The 15,647-nt window shown below is 60.4% G+C and carries 12 protein-coding genes; 4 read left to right on the forward strand and 8 right to left on the reverse strand.

The window, feature by feature from the left end:
• Positions 1-69 precede the first annotated feature (69 nt).
• On the forward strand, positions 70-198 hold the full coding sequence (locus AD668_RS29850; RefSeq protein WP_007914492.1) for a PA1414 family protein: 129 nt from the start codon (positions 70-72) through the stop codon (positions 196-198).
• A gap of 138 nt (positions 199-336) precedes the next feature.
• Here AD668_RS29850 and AD668_RS07400 read toward each other — a convergent pair whose 3' ends face one another.
• The 5 genes from AD668_RS07400 to speB form a co-directional block, all read right to left on the reverse strand.
• Entirely contained in the window at positions 337-588 is a 252-nt protein-coding gene (locus AD668_RS07400) for an acyl carrier protein (RefSeq protein ID WP_053156378.1), read from the reverse strand.
• 158 nt (positions 589-746) lie between these two features.
• Complete coding sequence (locus AD668_RS07405) at positions 747-2,126, reverse strand: sodium:solute symporter (RefSeq protein WP_053156382.1); 1,380 nt, start codon at positions 2,124-2,126, stop codon at positions 747-749.
• 128 nt (positions 2,127-2,254) lie between these two features.
• Positions 2,255-3,766 carry a cytosine permease gene (locus AD668_RS07410; RefSeq protein WP_053156385.1) on the reverse strand — a complete coding sequence of 504 codons (1,512 nt, stop codon included), beginning with the start codon at positions 3,764-3,766 and terminating at the stop codon, positions 2,255-2,257.
• A gap of 54 nt (positions 3,767-3,820) precedes the next feature.
• On the reverse strand, positions 3,821-4,243 hold the full coding sequence (locus AD668_RS07415) for a nuclear transport factor 2 family protein (protein WP_053156388.1): 423 nt from the start codon (positions 4,241-4,243) through the stop codon (positions 3,821-3,823).
• A gap of 9 nt (positions 4,244-4,252) precedes the next feature.
• Positions 4,253-5,203 carry an agmatinase gene (speB, locus tag AD668_RS07420; protein WP_047532133.1) on the reverse strand — a complete coding sequence of 317 codons (951 nt, stop codon included), beginning with the start codon at positions 5,201-5,203 and terminating at the stop codon, positions 4,253-4,255.
• A gap of 343 nt (positions 5,204-5,546) precedes the next feature.
• On the opposite strand from speB, the gene AD668_RS07425 reads away from it, so the two are divergent.
• Together AD668_RS07425 and AD668_RS07430 are read left to right on the forward strand one after the other, a co-directional pair.
• Positions 5,547-6,440 carry a LysR family transcriptional regulator gene (locus tag AD668_RS07425; RefSeq protein WP_053156392.1) on the forward strand — a complete coding sequence of 298 codons (894 nt, stop codon included), beginning with the start codon at positions 5,547-5,549 and terminating at the stop codon, positions 6,438-6,440.
• Positions 6,441-6,445: 5 nt separating this feature from the next.
• On the forward strand, positions 6,446-7,039 hold the full coding sequence (locus AD668_RS07430; RefSeq protein ID WP_053156395.1) for a tRNA-uridine aminocarboxypropyltransferase: 594 nt from the start codon (positions 6,446-6,448) through the stop codon (positions 7,037-7,039).
• 67 nt (positions 7,040-7,106) lie between these two features.
• On the opposite strand, the gene AD668_RS07435 is transcribed toward AD668_RS07430, so the two are convergent.
• The 3 genes from AD668_RS07435 to AD668_RS07445 are packed head-to-tail and all read right to left on the reverse strand — an operon-like array spanning position 7,107 to position 12,020.
• Positions 7,107-8,474 carry an HlyD family type I secretion periplasmic adaptor subunit gene (locus tag AD668_RS07435; protein ID WP_053156398.1) on the reverse strand — a complete coding sequence of 456 codons (1,368 nt, stop codon included), beginning with the start codon at positions 8,472-8,474 and terminating at the stop codon, positions 7,107-7,109.
• Between the two features lie 9 nt (positions 8,475-8,483).
• The gene (locus AD668_RS07440) at positions 8,484-10,643 is read right to left on the reverse strand and encodes a type I secretion system permease/ATPase (protein ID WP_053156400.1); all 2,160 of its coding nucleotides are present in this window, start codon (positions 10,641-10,643) and stop codon (positions 8,484-8,486) included.
• Between the two features lie 18 nt (positions 10,644-10,661).
• Positions 10,662-12,020 (reverse strand): TolC family outer membrane protein, encoded by a 1,359-nt coding sequence (locus AD668_RS07445; protein ID WP_053156402.1) that lies wholly within the window; start codon positions 12,018-12,020, stop codon positions 10,662-10,664.
• A gap of 590 nt (positions 12,021-12,610) precedes the next feature.
• Between AD668_RS07445 and AD668_RS07450 the strand changes: the two genes are divergently transcribed.
• Positions 12,611-15,647: retention module-containing protein (locus tag AD668_RS07450; RefSeq protein WP_156322312.1), on the forward strand; the 3,037-nt coding region annotated here is incomplete at its 3' end.

Here is a 15,647-nt window from a genome sequence, read left to right on the forward strand (position 1 = left end):
TCGGACTATTATCAGTGCGAAGGGGCTACAGAATTTTGGCCGCTCGGCACTACCCTGAAGGGGGGCACCATGAAAGAGAAAATCCAAAACTGGCTGCACGACCTGGGTGTTGCACTCGGGTTGATCGAACCGCCTCTGCAACCTGTGCCTATTCGCACTGACGACGAACAGCGTCGGCGTCAGCAGCGACGTCGGTGATCGCGTCAGGGTTTGGGAAAGATCGCAACCTGCGGCGGCGCCTGCAGGGCGTTGTGCAAGTGTTGCGGTTGCGCGTGAATCCGTAGGAGCGCCGAAGGTTGCGATCCTGGCGCTCTGATATTTCACTGGGCGCGGCATTCAATGCCGCCCGATCTCCATCAAGAACTGACTCAAATCATTCGCCGTCCTGGCATTCTTCAGCATCCGGTCTTCTTCGGCAGTAAACGCCGTCACGCCCAGCTCATCTTCGAGATGGAAGATCAGCTCCTCGATATCTTCCTTATCCAGTCCCAACTGCGCCAGGTTGGCGTTGTCGTCGAAGTCTTGCTGATTTTCCAGCAGGCGGCTGATGTAGCGATGCACCACGGCACGGACGGCAGCTCTGTTCATGAGGGTTCTTCGAGGGCGTTGTTGTTCTCCCTGCCTTTTTTATCCTTGTGATGAGTACAGCAGGCTTTAGCCGCTGGAGGGTTTCTCCAGACGAAAAAAAACGGGTGTGGCAACCGACGCCACACCCGTCGAAGAAAGCATCAAGTTGTCAGGTCAGCTCACGCAGCGCTCGCCAATACAGCCGGGCGACGGGACATCAGGCTGACGACCACGAAGCTCACCAGACCTACGCCAAGGCTGTAGTAGATCGGGGTGTTGGCATCCAGACCGTCCTTGAACATGAACAGCAGCGCAGTGGCGAAGCCCATGCCCATGCTGGCGATAGCGCCGGCGGTGGTGGCGCGTTTCCAGAAGATGGCACCCATCAGCGGGATCAGCATGCCGCCCACCAGCAGGTTGTAGGCCAGGGTCAGGGCGCTGATCACGTCGTTCACGATCAGAGCGATGCCCAATACCACGATACCGGTCAACAGGGTGAACAGGCGGTTGATCGCCAGACTCGACTGTTTGCCGCCACGCAGTTTCGGCAGCAAGTCTTCGGTCAGGGTAGTGGCAGCGGCCAGCAGGCCGGCGCTGGCGGTGGACATCATGGCCGCCAGTGCGGCAGCGATCACCAGGCCACGAATACCGTCTGGCAGGGACAGTTTGACGATGGCGGCGAAGGCGTTGTTGACGTTGTCCAGATCCGGGATCAGAACGTGCGCCGCCATGCCGATCAGGGCGCAGGCCAGGCCGTAGATGATGCAGTAGATACCGGCAGCGGTTCCGGCAACCTGAGCCACTTTGGCGGTCTTGACGGTGAATACCCGTTGCCAGATGTCCTGGCCGATCAGGATCCCGAAGAAGTAGATCATGAAGTAGGTGATGATGGTGTCCCAGCCGATGGTGGTGAAGCTGAAGCTTGCCGCCGGCAGTTTCAGAACCAACTCATCCCAGCCGCCGACGCGGTACAGGCAGATTGGCAACAGGATAAACATCAGGCCAACGGTCTTGATGATGAACTGGACGATGTCGGTCAGGGTCAGGGACCACATACCGCCAATTGCCGAGTAGATCACGACCACGCCGCCACCGAGCAGCACCGAAATCCAGAACGGCAGACCAAACAGCACTTGCAGCACAGTGCCGATTGCCAGAATCGACGTCACGCCGATCATCAGCGCGTACGCCAGCATGATGATCGCGCTCGCGGAGCGGGCCATCGGGTTGTAGCGTTTTTCCAGGACCTGGGTAACGGTATAGATCTTCAGCTTCAGCAGCGGTTTGGCGAGGAACAGGTTCAGTGCCACGATCCCGCAACCGAGGGCCGCGCACAGCCAGAAACCGGAGATGCCATGCACGTAGCCCAGACGCACGGTGCCCACAGTGGACGCGCCGCCCAGAACGGTGGCGGCCATGGTGCCCATGTACAGGCTAGGGCCGAGGTTGCGACCGGCAACTAAAAAGTCTTCGTTGGTCTTGGCCTTGCGCATGCCGTAGTAGCCGAGTATCAGCATCGCGGCGGCGTAGATGAGTACGACGAATAAATCCAAAGCCATGATGGCGTGTCTCCGATTGTCTTTTTTATGGTGAAACAAAGTTGCGTTATGGCTATGGGGTAGTTCTTGTGGCGAGGGAGCAAGCTCCCTCGCCACAGAGGTCACCTCATGGCCCTGTCTTCAAAAAATCAGGCGGCTTGGCGCATCGCCGGTTTAGCGAGCGAATCCGTGCTCTTGCTGCGTGCATCGTTCGGGCCGAACACTGCGCTCGATTCCGGGAACAGGCTCAGCAGCGCCAGGTACACCAGCGAAGCCAGGCCCAGAGTCACCGGCAGGCTGATGTCGATGCCGCCGGCCATTTCGCCCAGTGGTCCGACAAACTGCCCCGGCAGATTCACGAAGCACAGGCCGACGGCCGCGCTTGGGATCCAGGCGCCGAGGCCACGCCAGTTCCAGCCGTGGGTGAACCAGTAACGGCCACCCTTTTCGCCGCGGGTGAACACTTGCAGGTCATCCGGGCAGTAGAAGCCGCGACGCACCAGCAGGCCGATGATCATGATCACCATCCACGGAGTGGTGCAGGTGATGATCAGCACGGCGAAGGTGGACACGCTCTGCACCAGGTTCGCCGCGAAGCGCCCGATGAAGATGAAGGCAATCGACATCACACCGATCAGCAGCGTGGCCTTGACCCGCGACAGCACCCGTGGGAACACGCTGGACATGTCCAGCCCGGTGCCGTACAGCGAGGTGGTGCCGGTGGACATGCCACCAATCACCGCAATCAGGCACACCGGCAGGAAAAACCAGCTCGGCGAAACGGCCAGCAGCCCGCCAACATAGTTGTTGGCCGCGATGTAGTCCGGTGCCTTGACCGCAACGATCGTGGCGGTGACCAGACCGAACAGGAACGGAATCAGCGTGGCCAGTTGTGCTGCGATCACCGATACCATGATCCGGCCTTTCGGCGTTTCACGCGGGATGTAACGGGACCAGTCGCCGAGGAACGCGCCGAAGGAGATCGGGTTGCTCATCGCGACCAGTGCGGCACCGATAAAGGCTGCCCAGAAACCGGCCTGACCCATGGCCACGGTGCCGGCGTACTGGCTGTCGAATGCAGGAGCGAAAGCGAAAACACCCAGCAGGAACAGCAGGCTGGCCGCCCACACCGCAATGCGGTTGACCCACAACATGAAGCGAAAGCCATAGATGCATACAGTCAGTACCAGCAACGCGAACAAACCGTAGGCCAGGCCCAGGGTCAGGTCGGTTTCCGGCAGGTCGATCAGGCGTTTGGCACCGCCCACCAGCGCATCGCCCGAACTCCATACAGAGAGCGAGAAGAACGCGATAGCAGTCAACAGCGACAGGAAGGACCCGACGATTCGCCCGTGCACGCCGAAGTGTGCACCGGAAGACACGGCGTTGTTGGTGCCGTTGATCGGCCCGAACAGGCCCATCGGTGCCAGGATCAACGAACCGAGCACCACGCCCAGCACAATCGCCCAGACCCCGGCCTGAAAAGACAGGCCGAACAGCACCGGGAAACTGCCGAGCACGGCGGTGGCAAAGGTGTTGGCGCCGCCGAAGATCAGGCGAAACAAGTCACCGGGACGGGCGGTACGTTCATGGTCCGGGATCTGTTCGACCCCGTTTGTTTCGATGCTGCTAAGGCTTTTTTCGTTGTTTTTGTTATTCATGATCTGCTCCGATCATAAAGGCGCGCCCATCGTGTGTGAGCGTCACCTGTTTGGCTAAGGGGGTGGCAGCCCTTCCGGCATGGCGGACAAATGTTCGTGGCAGGCCAGCCATAGGCCTTGTTGTTCTTGGCCAGACGCTTGTTTCTTGAAAACAATCGTCTCGCGCTCCTGGCTAAAGTGCCGCTCCCCTTGCATGCGCAGCTCGGTGGCCACGTCATGGATGAAAATCGCCACGTCACCCTGAAGGCTCACGAAGGCGTTGCTTGAGGTGCACGAAAGCACCTCGAAGCCATCCTCGGAGCGCCAGCCGTCCCACATCGCCTGATAGGCGTCGCGCGATAGCAGGGGCTGATCGAGGGTGTAGAAAACGAAGCTGGCATCGGCGCTGAATGCGCCGAAGTAGGCTTCGCGATCGTTACGGGCAAACGCCGCCACCAGGTCGGCGGCGGCTTTCAGAACCTGATCACGTTCGTTCATGACCGATCCTCAGCGGTGGACCACACCAGGCAGTACGCAGAGCATTTCGTACAGCAGGTTGGCGGCCAGCAGCGAGGTGTTGCCGGTGGTGTCATAAGCGGGCGAGACTTCTACCAGATCGCAACCGACCAGGTCGAGGCCTTGGCAGCCACGAACGATCTCGATCGCCTGAATGGTCGTCAGACCACCGATTTCCGGGGTTCCCGTGCCAGGGGCCCAGGCCGGGTCGATGCCGTCGATGTCGAAGCTCAGGTACACCGGGCCGCCGCCGACTTTCTCGCGAACTTCGGCCATCAGTGGCGCCAGGGATTTGTGCCAGCACTCTTCGGCCTGAACGACGCGGAAACCCTGGTTGCGGCTCCAGTTGAAGTCGTCGGCGGTGTAGCCCTGGGCGCGCAGGCCGATCTGTACGACACGGTCCGGGTCCAACAGGCCTTCTTCAACGGCGCGGCGGAAAGTGGTGCCGTGGGCGATTTTCTCGCCGAACATGTGATCGTTAACATCGGCGTGGGCGTCGATGTGCACCAGGCCGACCTTGCCATGCTTTTTATGGATGGCACGCAGGATCGGCAAAGTGATGGTGTGGTCGCCGCCCAGGGTCAGCGGAATCACATCGTGTTCGAGGATATTGTCGTAGGATTCTTCGATGATCCGTACGGCATCCAGCAGGTTGAAGGTGTTGATCGCGATGTCGCCGATGTCGGCAACCGACAGCGAGTCGAACGGAGCAGCGCCGGTGGCCATGTTGTACGGGCGGATCATCACCGACTCGGCGCGGATTTCGCGAGGTCCGAAACGGGTGCCGGGGCGCAGCGAAGTACCGATGTCCAGTGGCACGCCTACAAAGGCAGCGTCCAGACCGGCAGCGGTGTTCAAGTGGGGGAGTCGCATCATGGTGGCGATGCCGCCGAAGCGCGGCATTTCGTTGCCGCCCAGTGGTTGGTGAAGAATCTTGTCCACGGGTAGGGCCTCATCGTCGTTGTTTTATTTATTGGTTGCGCCGTTAACGGAAGGTACGGGCACCGATTTGTGCGGATTCTGCGAAATGTAGTGGCCGGGAAGAATCGCTACGGGCAAATACTTAGTTCAGATTTTTCTAAACTAATGGTGAGGGCCGGGATAGACTTCTCGGCTTGAGCGATGCGTTGCACGGGTGGACCGATCGCCAGCAAGCCGGCTCCTACAGGTCGGCGTCGGCCCGAGGTATTGGTTATTACTGTAGGAGCCGGCTTGCTGGTGATCGGTTGCGCAGCAACCGCCCATCCCACAGCGCGGACTCACTGAACAGGTTACGGAGCCACCGATGGCCAACGCTTTACCCGACCTCAAACTATTGCGCATCTTCGTCAGCGTGGTACGCCATCAGGGATTCGCTAACGCCCAGCATGAGCTCAACCTATCGACATCGGCGATCAGCACCTACATGAGCCAGCTCGAATCGGCCCTCGGCCTGGTGCTCTGCCATCGCGGTCGTGGCGGTTTCAGCCTGACCAGCAAGGGTGAGCTGTTCCATCAGGAGACCCTGCGTCTGTTGGGTGAACTCGAAGGCTTCGAGCAATACGCCGCCGCCCTCAAGGGCGAATTGCGCGGGACGTTGAACCTGGGCGTGATCGACTCGACCGTCAGCGACAAGGCCTTGCCGTTCGCCGAAGCCATCGGCGCCTACAGCCAGGAGCACCCAGCCGTGCATTTGCACCTGTCGGTCATGAGCCCTTACGAATTGCAGCTTGGCGTGCAGGACAACCGCCTGGACCTTGCCATCGGTGCGTTCTCCACCCGCATGAGCGGTCTGGTGTACATGCCGCTGTACCGTGAACAACACTGGTTGTATTGCAGCACGCGGCATCCGCTGTTCAACGAGCGGCGCATTCCCGAGCAGGTTATTACTCAGCAACGCATGGTCGGTCGCGGCTATTGGAGCCAGGCCGAACTGGCACGCCACGGTTTCAAGCACAGCGCCGCGACCGTGGAGAGTATGGAGGCGCAGTTGATTCTGGTGCTGTCCGGCGCCTACATTGGCTATTTGCCTGAGCACTACGCCCAGGCCTGGGCTGACAAGGGGGACTTGCGGGTGTTGCTGCCGGCGACCTTCGGTTATCAGGCGCCATTCTCGATGATTGTGCGCCGGGGCCGTAGCCGCGAGCCGTTGATCCAGACCTTTCGCGATCTGCTTAAAGCTCAACTGAATCAGGCCTGAAGACGATGTCCAGAATCCAATGTCCACGCTGCCTGCGCCCGCAAACCCACTGTCTGTGCCCGTTGATTCCAAGCCTCGACAGCCGCACCCGAGTACTGCTGTTGCAGCATCCGGGTGAAGTGAACCATGCGTTGAATACGGCGCGTCTGGCGGCGCTTGGATTGAAGAATGCCGAGTTGATCGTGGGGGAGGTGTTCGAGGATTTGCCCGCGTTGTTGAATCAGCCAGGGTATCGGGCGCGGTTGTTGTTTCCCGGCGAGGACGCTCAACCGATGCAGGGTTATGCCGGGACTGAAGATCCGCTGTTGCTGGTGGTCCCCGACGGCACGTGGCGCAAGGCGCGCAAAATGCTGCACCTCAATCCGCTGTTGGCGGCGTTGCCGAGGGTGACGCTGGCCGAGGGTGGTGTGTCCCGTTATCGGCTGCGCAAGGCACCGGGGCCAGGGGCCTTGTCGACGGTGGAGGCGATTGTGCAGGCGTTGGAAACCCTCGAGGTTCCGACCACGTTTGCACCGTTGTTGAAACCGTTCGAGGCGTTGATCGAGGGGCAGATTGCGGCGATGGGGGAGGAGGTTTACCGCAAGAATCACAAGCAATGAAGTTCTTTGTGGCGAGGGAGCAAGCTCCCTCGCCACAACAGCCTTGCAAGTCAGGATTGAGTCAGGCCTACCTTTCCCGCATCGCCTCGGTCCGCGCCTTCAGTACCGGTTTGAGCAAGTAATCGAGCACCGTCTTCTCCCCGGTAATGATGTCCACCGTCGCCACCATCCCTGGAATGATCAGCAGCGGTTTCACGTCCCCGCCCAAGTGGTTTTTATCGGTGCGCACCTGGATCAGGTAGAAGCTGTTGCCCTTGTCATCGGTGATGGTGTCGGCGCCGATCAATTCCAGTTTGGCGCTCAAGCCGCCGTAGATCGTGTAGTCGTAGGCGCTGAACTTGACCATGGCTTTCTGGCCCGGGTGCAGGAACGCCACGTCCTGTGGTCGAACCTTGGCCTCGATCAGCAGGTTGTCTTCGAGCGGCACGATTTCCACCATGTCACTGCCCGGCTGGACCACACCACCGATGGTATTGACCTTCAGCACTTTGATGATGCCCTTGACCGGTGAGACCACGGTGGTCCGGGTTACTCGGTCGTCGATGGCGATGCTGGTTGCCGTGATTTTTGACAGGTCGGTACGTTTCTCATTGAGCTCTTTGGCCGCTTCCGAGCGGAAGGTTTGTTCCGACTCGTCGATCTTGCTGCGGATCTCGGCAATCGCCGATTCCGCCCGGGGAATGGCCAGCGTCGTTGCATTCAGCGAGCCGCGAATTTCCACGGCGCTGCGTTTGAGTCGCAGGATCTCCACCGGCGACACAGCGCCGGTCTTTACCAGTGGCTCGGACATGTTCATCTCTTGATTGACCAGCGACAGGCTCGAACTGAATTGCCCGGCCTTGGAACGAAACTCCGCAAGCTCCTGGGTTTTCTGCCGCAATTGTTCGCTCAAAGTGCGCTGTTCGCTGGCCAGTCGACGTTGCCGTTGCTCGTACAGCGAACGCTCGTCTTCGGCCACTTGCGGGGCCTTGGCGATCACTTCTTCTGACAGCTTGAAGGGTCGGCCTTCGGCTTCGGCAGACAGGCGTTCAACCTGCGCGGTGAGGGCATAACGATCGGCTTCGCTTTCGCCTTTGTTTGACAGGTAGCGCGTGTCATCAAGACGCAGCAGGGTGTCGCCCTTGCTCACCATTTGCCCTTCGCGCACGAAAATCTCGCTGACGATCCCGCCTTCAAGGTTCTGGATCACCTGGACCTTGCTCGACGGTATCGCCTTGCCTTCGCCCATGGTCACTTCCTGAAGCACCGCGAATTTGGCCCAGACCACGGCACTGACAATCAACCCGGCAGCCAGCCATACGGTGATCCGCGACCAGCGCGGGGAGTCTTGCAATGCGGCGCCGGCGGTTTCCGGCATGAACTCGGTCTCGGCACTTTTGTTGAAACTGTCGAAGTAGCCGCGATCGTTCGACGGTACAGGCTGATCGGCAGACATGGGCGACTCCTAGACAGCTGAAGAGCCGACACGGCCCTTGCGCAGTGCATCGATGACCGCTTCTTTTGGACCATCGGCCACGATCCGTCCGTTGTCCAGGACGATCAGCCGATCCACCAGGCTGAGCATCGACGTGCGGTGAGTCACCAGCAAGATGGTTTTACCCTGGACCCAGCTGTGGAGTTTTTGCCGAAGAGCGTCTTCGCTGCTGTTGTCCATGGCACTGGTGGGTTCGTCGAGCAGCATGATCGGCGGATCGAGCAGCAAAGCACGCGCGAGCAACACGGCCTGACGCTGGCCGCCCGATAACAGTTGCCCACGTTCACCCACCGGCCGGTCGAAGCCTTGCGGATGTTGGCGAGCCAGTTCGGTGACACCGGTCAGTTCTGCCACTTCCAGCATGCGGGCGTCGCTGATGTAGCGTGCGCCGAGGGTCAGGTTGTCGCGCAGGCTGCCGGCCAGCAGCGGCAGGTCGTGGGCGACGTAGCCGATCTGATGGCGCAGGTCGGCGACGTCCAGTTGTCGCAGGTCCAGGCCATCGAGCAGCAGTTGACCCTCTTCCGGTTCGTAGAAACCCATCACCAGACGCGCCAGGGTGCTTTTGCCCGAACCGCTGCGCCCGATGATGCCGATGCGTTCACCGGGTTTGACGCTGAAGCTGACATTGGCCAGCGCCGGGGCGCTTTGGCCGTTGTAGTGAAAGGTCACGCCCACGACATCCAGCGCACCTTGCAGTTGGGTGCGTTCAAGCGGCCGTTGCCGGGCATCGCGCTCCTGAGGCAGGCTCATCAGCGCATCGGTGCTTTTCATGGTCAGTTGTGCTTGCTGATAACGGGTGATCAGACCGGCGATTTGCCCCAGTGGCGCGAGTACTCGACTGCCGAGCATGTAGGTCGCCACCAGTGCACCGACACTGAGGTTGCCGGCGATGATGCTGTAGACCCCGGCAACGATCGTCGCCATGCCGCAGAACTGCTGGATGAACAACGTACCGTTGGTGGCCAGGGCGGAGAGGTTGCGCGCGTGGCTGTCGAGGCGGGTGAGGGCGCCGTGGGTGCTTTCCCATTTGTGCTGACGCTCGCTTTCGGCGCTGCAGGCCTTGAGGGTTTCCAGGCCGCTGAGGGTTTCGATCAGCAATGCCTGGCGCTCAGCGCCCAGGCTCAGGCTTTTTTGCACGGTATCGCGCAGGCGTGTCTGAATCACCATGGCAAAGATGATGGTGATGGGAAATGCCAAGACCGGAATCACCACCAGCCAACCGCCAAGCAGGCCGATCACCACCAGCATCAAAAGGGCAAACGGCAGGTCGATCAGGCTGGTCAGGGTCACGGCGGTGAGAAACTCGCGCAGGCCCTGGAAGTCATGGATGCTTTGGGCAAATCCGCCGATGGTTGCCGGTCGCGCTTTCATCGCCATGCCGGTGATGCGCTCGAACAGGGTTGCCGAGAGAATCACGTCGGTTTTCTTGCCGGCGGTATCGAGCAAATGCGCTCGCACTACCCGCAACACCAGTTCAAAACCGGTGCCGATCAACAGACCGATGGACAGCACCCACAGCGTTGATGTCGCCTGGTTCGGCACCACGCGGTCGTAGGTTTGCATCACGAACAGCGGCACCATCAAGCCCAGCAGGTTGATCAGGAAACTCGCCAGAATCGCGTCGCTGTACAGCCATTTCGACAGTTTCAGGGTGTCGCGAAACCAGGCCTGGACCCGCGGCACCAGTGGCGAACGCAGGTCTTCAAGTTCGTGCCGCGGCCGGGCGAACAACGCCTGGCCTGCGTAATGTTCCTCCAGCTCTTGCGGGCTGATCCATTGTTCCCCGCCGTCCGCTTCACTGGGCAGGATCAGCACCCGACCGTCCTCGCCATAACGGCGCAGGACGGCTGTGCGGCCATTGTTGAGCAGCAGCATCACGGGCAGGTTGAGCGGGGAGATGTTTTTGAGTTCGCGGCGCAGCAAGCGCGCCTGCAGGCCGGCCCGGGCCGCTGCGCGGGGCAGCAGGTCCAGGCTCAGGCGTTGGTGTGCCATTGGCAGCCCGGCACTGAGGCTGGCACGACTGACGGTCGCGCCATGGAGTTTGCAGAGGATCAACAGACCGTCGAGGAGCGGGTCATCGAAACTCAGGCGCGGATCGACACCAGTATTGCCGGGTTCCATGCTGGTCACATTGGTCGCTCCGGGGCACTACTTCATTTCGGGTAAACGGGCTTCGTTCTTCACTTCGGTCTGGGCAATCGCGTCGGCGGGCAATACCACCCGTTGCTTGCTCAACAACTGGCCCATGTTCGCCAGCACGCGGTACATCGAATACTCCTCGGTGTAGCGCACTTCTGTGTAGCGACGGTTGGCATTATAGAGCTCGTTTTCACTGTCCAGCAGGTCGAGCAGAGTGCGCTGGCCGAGGCCGAACTGATCCTGATAAGCCATGCGTACCCGTTTGCTGGTGTCGGCGTATTCGCGGGCGGTCGGGGTTTGTTTCTTGGCGTTGACCATGGCGTTCCAGGCCAGGTGAATGTTCTCGTTGAGCTGGCGCAGGGCGTTGTTACGGATGTCCATCGCCTGGTTGATCTTGTGCGCGTCGGACTGCAGGCGCGCCTTGTCGCTGCCGCCGCGGAACAGGTTGTAGTTCATCACCACACCGACCCGCCATTCGTTGTCGTGGCCTTCTTCGCCGGCAATGTTGTTGTTCGCGCCCACAGCGGCTTCGGCGTCGAAGCGCGGGTAGAACGGCGACTTGGCGACTTCGTACTGACTTTCGGCCGATTGCACATCCGCCTGGGCGGATTTCAGGTAAGGGTTGTTTTCCACCATGCTCTGCTGGGCGTCCGGCAGGGAGGTGGGCACTTCGCCGCGGATCGATGGCGGGGCTTCCAGCTCATCGGGCAAACGCCCGACCACGGCGTAGAAGTTCGACTCGGCATCGGCCAGATCGACTTCGGCGGTGTCGAGGTTGTTTTCTGCCAGTGCCCGGCGAGCGGTGGACTGATCGGCATCAGCGGTACTGCCGATGCCGCGCTGGGTGCGCAGGCCGATCTGATCGTTGACCCGCAAGTGCGCTTGCAGGTTGTTCTTGGCCAGACTCACCAGTTCACGGCGCTTGAGTACTTCAAGGTAAACCTCGGTGGTACGCAGCGCCAGATCCTGAGCAGTGCCTTGAGCGTAATAGGCCCGAGAGTTGACTACACCTTTGGTACGTTCCACTTCATTGGCGGTGTTGAACCCGTCGAAAAGCATTTGCCGCAGGCGCAGCTCTGACTGGGTGTAATTGAGGATTTCCGTGTGGTGATTGCCGAAGGCGCGGGTGTTGGTGTTGTCGCTGTACCCGCGCCCGTACGCCGCATTTAGATCAACGGATGGATAAAACCCCCCTTTGGCGACTTTGACGTCTTCATCAGCCGACAGACGGCTGTCCACGCGCGACGCCAATTCCGGGTGGGTCGCGATGGTGCTCTGGATCGCTTCGGTCAGCGACATCGCCTGCGCCTGGGATGTGCAGGCCATCGCCAGAAGAACCGCGCTGCAGAGGGGGGTTAATAGGCGCATGGTGCATCTCCCTGATTCCTGATGGTGCTTATCAGTCGCCAAATATTTGACGACATTTATAGGTAAAACCGTTTCAAGCTTGTAACAACAGAGCTAAGAACATTCTGGAGCTTAGCTAAGAAATTTTTTTCATAGCGGTTATGCCAAAAAAAACTTATGAGACTTGCGAAATCCAGCACATTGTTCACTCCGAAAGCCCCTGAATTGCGAGCTTTAGGGCGCTCGTCAGAACTGGAAAATAGTTCCAGTCCACTTATCGATACAGGGCGGGGAAGTGCTGAAAGGGGAGGGGCGCGAGCGATCTGGATGTGACGGTTTTTTGTCATTTGGGTGTTTCAGGATCGTTACGCATCACTTACAGCAGGTTGTTACGGAACAGGGATCCAATGCCATTGATTGCATAGGCTTTTTCCCGAACCATAAACATCGCGGTGAGTGAAATGGTTGGTCGAGATTGTCGCCGGGGCCACGGCTTGCTTTGTGTACGTAAACGGCACCGGCAGACAATTCGTCAGGCTACCCGCTGAGCCATAGCACGTTCTTCGCACAAACCAGGGTGCCGACAGCAGTTGGCAGCGGAGGAAGTGCAGATGGCTACGCTCATCGGAATCGTCAGTAAGGTTATTGGTCAGGTGTCCGCGGTGGCGAGTGACGGCACCCGGCGCACCGTGGTCGAGGGCGATCGCTTGTTCGCCGGCGATCAGTTGATCACTGGCGCTGAAGGCGCGGTGGCGGTGCAGCTGCAAAATGGCCAGGAGCTGACGCTCGGGCGCGGCAGCAGCCAGCAGATGACGAGTCAAATGCTGGAGAATCAGATATCCCATGTCGATACCTCTGAGCCGGTGGCGCCGAGTCAGGCGCAACTGACCGATGTCGAACAGCTGCAAAAAGCCATTGCGGCCGGCGATGACCCGACCCAAACCGCTGAGGCCACCGCTGCCGGTCCAACGACGACCGCGCCGGGTGGGGCGCAGGGCGGAGGGCACAGTTTTGTCTTGCTCGAAGAAGTGGGCGGGCGGGTCGATCCCGTCATCGGTTTTCCCACGGCCGGTTTCAACGGCATTCCGCAATTCCCCGAAGAACGTCATGACGGTGATCCAGACAACGCGATCGCGGCGGCCGATGCGCCTGTGATCCTGCCACCTGTCGTGGTGCCTGAGGGGCCGAACAATCCCGTCACCCTCGACGGTCTGTCGCTGGCGGGCGGGGAGGTGACCGTCAACGAGGCCAATCTGGACGACGGCTCGGCCAGAAATGTCGGTGCACTGACCCAATCCGGTACCTTCACCATTTCGGCGCCGGATGGGCTGAACAGTCTGAGCATCGGAGGAATCAATGTAATCAGCGGTGGTGTTGCCGCCGGTTTCCCGCAGTCGATCACCACGCCGCTGGGCAGCACGCTGACCATCACCGGTTACAATCCGGCGACGGGCGTTGTCAGCTACAGCTATACCCTCAACGGCAGCGAAACCCACGCGAGCGGTGATGGCGCCAACAGCGTCGGTGAACAATTCACCGTGGTGGCCGGCGACAGCAATGGCGACACCGCCACCGGTTCCCTGGACATCAACATCACCGACGACGTGCCCAAAGCGGTGGATGATGGCAATGGTGTCGCCTCGGAGACGCTGCTGACCCTCAACGGCAACGTATTGACCAACGACACCCAGGGCGCCGACCGTGTACCGGTTGGCGAAAACTCCGGTCCGATCACGCCCGGCACCTTCGTCGGCACTTACGGCACATTGGTCCTGAATGCCAATGGCACGTACACCTACACCCTCAACACCAGTGATGCGGACTTCAAGGCCTTGCACGGCGGTGGCGATGGCACGGAAACATTCACCTACACGCTGACGGATGCCGATGGCGATTCCAGCACCGCGAATCTGGTGCTGCAAATTCACAATAACGATGATTCGGTCACCCTTGGTGGCTTGAACGCGGGCGGCGGCGAACTCACCGTCTACGAGAAAAACCTCAGTGACGGCAGCAGCCCCGACGCACCAGCCCTGACCCAAAACGGTACCTTCACCATCACCGCACTGGATGGTGTGCAGACCTTGACCATCGGTGGCATCGCCGTGGTCACCGCTGGCGTGAGCGCCGGATTCCCGCAATCGATCACCACACCTTTGGGCAGCACCCTGACCATCACCGGGTTCGACGCCACGACCGGTGTCGTCAGTTACAGCTACACCCTCGTCGACAATGAAGCACACGCGACGGCCAATGGTACAAACACTCTCTCCGAGCAGTTCGCAGTCACCGTGGTCGATGACAACGGCACCACCGCCAATGGCAGCATTGGTGTGAACATCGTCGACGACCTGCCGCAAGGCGTGAACGACAGCAACGCCAGTACGGCCTCGGAAACCCTGCTGACCCTCAACGGCAACGTGTTGACCAACGATGTGCAAGGCGCTGACCGTGTCACCGTCGGAGAAAACACCGGCCCGATCACGGCGGGAACCTTCACCGGCACCTACGGCACCCTGGTGCTGAATGCCAACGGTACCTACACCTACACGCTCAACACCACTGACGCCGACTTCGAAAACCTGCATGGCGGTGGTAACGGCACCGAAAGTTTCACCTACACCATCACTGATGCCGATGGCGACACCAGCACGGCGAACCTGGTGTTGAACATCCATAACAATGACGACGTCGTAACCATCGATGGCCTGAGCACCAACGGCGGCGAACTGAACGTCTACGAGAAAAACCTCAGTGACGGCACCAGCCCCAACACGCCAGCGCTGACCCAAAGCGGCACCTTCACCATCACCGCACTGGACGGCGTGCAGACCTTGACTGTCGGCGGCATCGCCGTGGTTACCGGTGGCGTGAGCGTGGGCTTCCCACAATCGATCACCACGCCGCTGGGCAGTACGCTGACCATCACCGGATTTGATCCAGTCACCGGGGTGGTGAGCTACAGCTACACCCTGGCCGATAACGAGACTCACCCGACTGCCGACGGTACCAACAGCATTTCCGAGCCTTTCGCCGTGACCGTCGTCGATGACAACGGCACCACCGCCAATGGCACACTTGACGTCAACATCGTCGACGACGTGCCCACCGCCAAAGCGGACGCTGATTCGGTAAGGGAGGGCGGTACGGTCAGCGGCAATGTGCTGGACAATGACATCGGCGGTGCGGATGGCCCGGCAGCCAGCGGTGCGGTCGTCGGCGTGCGCTTCGGCAGCGACACATCGACCTCGGCCATCGGCGGCCTCAACAGCCAGATCAACGGCACTTACGGTTACCTGACCCTCGATGCCAATGGCAACGCGGTCTATCACAGCACTCCGAACGCGGTGAGCGGCCCCGGCGCGGTGGATGTGTTCACTTACACCGTGCGCGATGCCGACGGCGATGAAAGCACCACCACCATCACCATCGACGTGTACAACAGTTGCCTGAAAGCGCTCAGCGACACCGACGTCACGGTCTACGAAAAAGCCCTCGACCTGGTCAAGGATGGCCAGGACCTGGCCGCCGGTACGGTCGTCGGCAGTCAGCCGGGCAACACCGGGGAAACCGCCAGCGGCACGTTGGTCGGCTCGGTCAGTGGCGCCGTGGGCGCACTCACCTACGCGCTGGTCGGCAGCGGCGCCG

The sequence above is a fragment of the Pseudomonas sp. P1.8 genome (genome assembly GCF_001269805.1).
Classification (GTDB): domain Bacteria; phylum Pseudomonadota; class Gammaproteobacteria; order Pseudomonadales; family Pseudomonadaceae; genus Aquipseudomonas.